We start from the raw sequence: 2,967 nt of genomic DNA, 5'->3' as shown, positions 1-2,967 counted from the left end.
CACCTTCCACCGCGGCAAGCGGCTCGAAGTCCTCACCGCGGTCCGCTCCGGCGCCGGCCGCCTCGACGACCGCGCGCAGCAGGGCCTGTTCGGCGCCGCCGCCCTCCGGGTCGAGGCCGGGGCGCAGCCCGGCCTCGGCGAGGGAACGGAAGATCTTCGCCCAGTCGGCCGGGGTGTTCGAGATGCCGACGACGGCGAACGCCGTCCCCGAGGAGTCGCACGCCATACCGCTGACGATCGGTTGTTCCATTGTCGTGCCTCACTGCCCGGCGGTCGGGGAGGACCGCCGGGACTCACCGATAGGTTGGGTTAACCTACCCATTTCCGACACGGGGGAGGGCGTGGAACCCGGGTGTGGCGTGCGACCCCCGTCGACGTACGCGAAACCCATGCCGGTCAGGGCCGACTGGTGAGATAGCCGCCCATGGACGTGAAGTACTCGGTCGCGGGCAGTTCGCGGCCGTCCTCCGTCCGGACGCGGGTGATGGCCAGGCCGTGGTTGCGGCCGGTGCGGGCGTCGGCGCCGGCGACGATCACGACGCCCTCGCCCTCGCGGTAGAAGACACGGCCGGGCGTGCCGCCGTAACGCCCTTCGGAGACCACCGCGGTGAGGACTTCGAGCCGCTTGCCGCGGTGGAAGGTGAAGGCGCTCGGGTACGGCGCGGACTGGGCGCGGACGAGCCGCTCCAGCACCTCGGCGGGCCAGCTCCAGTCGATGCGGATGTCCTCCTCGGCGCGCTTGTGGAAGAAGGTGGCCTGGGAGCGGTCCTGCGGGGTGAACTCGGCGCGCCCGCCCGCGATCCGGTCCAGCGCGTCGATCGTGACCGGGGCGATGAGGTCGACCGTCTTGTGGAAGAGGTCGGTCGTCGTGTCGGTCGGCCCGACGGGGACGGAGTGCTGCTGCACGATGTCGCCGGCGTCGAGCACCTCGTCCATCATGTGGGCGGTGACGCCGACTTCGCTCTCGCCGTTGATGAGGGCCCAGATGAGCGGCGAGAAGCCGGCGTACTTGGGCAGCAGCGAGTCGTGGATGTTCAGCGTGCCGTGGCGGGGCAGGTTGTAGATGTGCGGCGGGATCCACGTCCGCCAGTTGTTGGCGACGATGATGTCCGGGTCCGCCTCCTTGAGACGGCTCAACAGCCCCTCGTCGTCGGGCCTGTTGCGGATGACGACGGGGACGCCGTGCTCCTCCGCGAGGTCGGCGACGGAGTCGCTCCAGATCTTCTCGTAGGCGTGCTCGCTCTTGGGGTGCGTCACGACGAGGACCACGTCGTGTTCGGAGTCCAGGAGCGCTTGGAGGGTGCGATGGCCCCAGGTCTGGTAACCGAACATGACGACCCGCATCGAGTTCCTCCTCGGGGAGAGCGATAGACCGTCAGCAAGTAAAGCAAGGCTTACCTAACAGTGCAACTGGCTGAATTTATGCGGTCGTTGTACGCGCCTGTCTGCGCGTTGTCCGTTTTGGGCCATCGACAGCGCAGCGAGATCAGGTTAGCTTTACCTAAGTTCTGCATGGCCGCCGGTGCCGCCGGTGTGTCCGATGCCCTGTTCCCCCCGCCTTCTTCCCGCACGATGGGAGTGACATGTCGCAGGTTCCTCCTGGTGACGCACCTCTGGTCCACGACCTCATAGGTATCGGCTTCGGGCCGTCCAATGTGGCCATGGCGATAGCGCTCAGCGAGCACAACGCACGCGTCGGAAGGCAGGAAGCGGTCACCGCCCACTTCTTCGAGCGCCAGCCCCGCTTCGGCTGGCACCGCGGCATGCTGATCGACGACGCGACCATGCAGGTGTCCTTCCTCAAGGACCTGGTGACGCTGCGCAACCCGACCAGCGAGTACAGCTTCCTCTGCTACCTGCAGAGCAAGGGCCGCCTGATCGACTTCGTGAACCACAAGAACCTCTTCCCGCTGCGCGTCGAGTTCCACGACTACTTCGAGTGGGCCGCCTCCAAGGTCGACGACATGGTGTCGTACGGCCACGAGATCGTCTCCGTCGAGCCGGTCGAGCGCGACGGCGTCGTCGAGTACCTCGACGTGACCGCCCGCTCCGGCTCCGAACTCGTCGTCCACCGCGCCCGCAACCTCGTCCTCGGCACCGGCCTCCGCCCGCGCATGCCGGAAGGCGTCGAGCGCAGCGACCGCGTCTGGCACAACTCCGACCTGCTCCGCAAGGTCGAGAGCCTGGAGGGCACCGCGCCCGAGCGGATCGTCGTCGTCGGCGCCGGCCAGAGCGCCGCCGAGAACGTGGCCTATCTGCACCGCCGCTTCCCCGGGGCCGAGATCTGCGCCGTCTTCTCCCGGTACGGCTACAGCCCCGCCGACGACAGCGCCTTCGCCAACCGGATCTTCGACCCGGAGGCCGTCGACGAGTACTTCACCGCTCCCGACGACGTGAAGCGCAAGCTGATGGACTACCACGGCAACACCAACTACTCCGTGGTGGACATCGACCTCATCGATGACCTCTACCGCCAGGCCTACCAGGAGAAGGTCCTCGGCACCGAGCGACTGCGCTTCATCAACATCTCCCGGCTCACCGGGGTGGAGGACGGCCCCGACAAGGTCCGCGCCTTCGTCACCTCCCTCGTCACCGGCGAGGAGACCGTCCTCGACGCCGACATCGTCGTCTACGCCACCGGCTACAGCCCCGCCGAACCCCTCGGCCTGCTCGGACCGGTCGCCGACCGCTGCCACCGCGACGACCAGGGACGGGTCAGCGTGCAGCGGGACTACCGGCTCGCCACCGACCCCGAACTGCGCTGCGGCATCTACCTCCAGGGCGGCACGGAGCACACCCACGGCATCACGTCGTCGCTGCTCTCCAACACCGCGATCCGGGTCGGCGAGATACTCGCCTCCGTCGTCGAACGGAACCCGGCGATCCCGCCGGCCGACTCCGCCGCCACCGCCGACGACGCCCGCGTGGCCGACGGCGTCGGCACGGCCCGCTAGGTCCCGCCGCCAC

General features: G+C 68.5%; 2 protein-coding genes and 1 pseudogene. 1 reads left to right on the top strand and 2 read right to left on the bottom strand.

Annotation, left to right across the window (positions count from 1 at the left end):
• Together EAO70_RS37730 and EAO70_RS07440 are read right to left on the bottom strand one after the other, a co-directional pair.
• Window positions 1–250 (bottom strand): annotated as a pseudogene (locus EAO70_RS37730) (hypothetical protein); the annotation flags it as partial.
• 146 nt (window positions 251–396) lie between these two features.
• On the bottom strand, window positions 397–1,344 hold the full coding sequence (locus EAO70_RS07440) for a methionyl-tRNA formyltransferase (RefSeq protein WP_148002218.1): 948 nt from the start codon (window positions 1,342–1,344) through the stop codon (window positions 397–399).
• A gap of 239 nt (window positions 1,345–1,583) precedes the next feature.
• Between EAO70_RS07440 and EAO70_RS07435 the strand changes: the two genes are divergently transcribed.
• Window positions 1,584–2,954: a lysine N(6)-hydroxylase/L-ornithine N(5)-oxygenase family protein gene (locus EAO70_RS07435; RefSeq protein WP_148002217.1), complete on the top strand. Its 1,371-nt coding sequence runs from the start codon at window positions 1,584–1,586 to the stop codon at window positions 2,952–2,954.
• Window positions 2,955–2,967 lie beyond the last annotated feature (13 nt).

The organism is Streptomyces sp. adm13(2018) (assembly GCF_008042145.1).
Classification (GTDB): domain Bacteria; phylum Actinomycetota; class Actinomycetes; order Streptomycetales; family Streptomycetaceae; genus Streptomyces.
Note: the sequence above shows the minus strand (reverse complement) of the source record. Positions and strands in the feature narration are given on the sequence as shown.

Bases quoted from the DNA above. Each gene is read 5' to 3' on its own strand.
- EAO70_RS07440 (WP_148002218.1), bottom strand. From the start codon at position 1,344: ATGCGGGTCGTCATGTTCGGTTACCAGACCTGGGGCCATCGCACCCTC.
- EAO70_RS07435 (WP_148002217.1), top strand. From the start codon at position 1,584: ATGTCGCAGGTTCCTCCTGGTGACGCACCTCTGGTCCACGACCTCATA.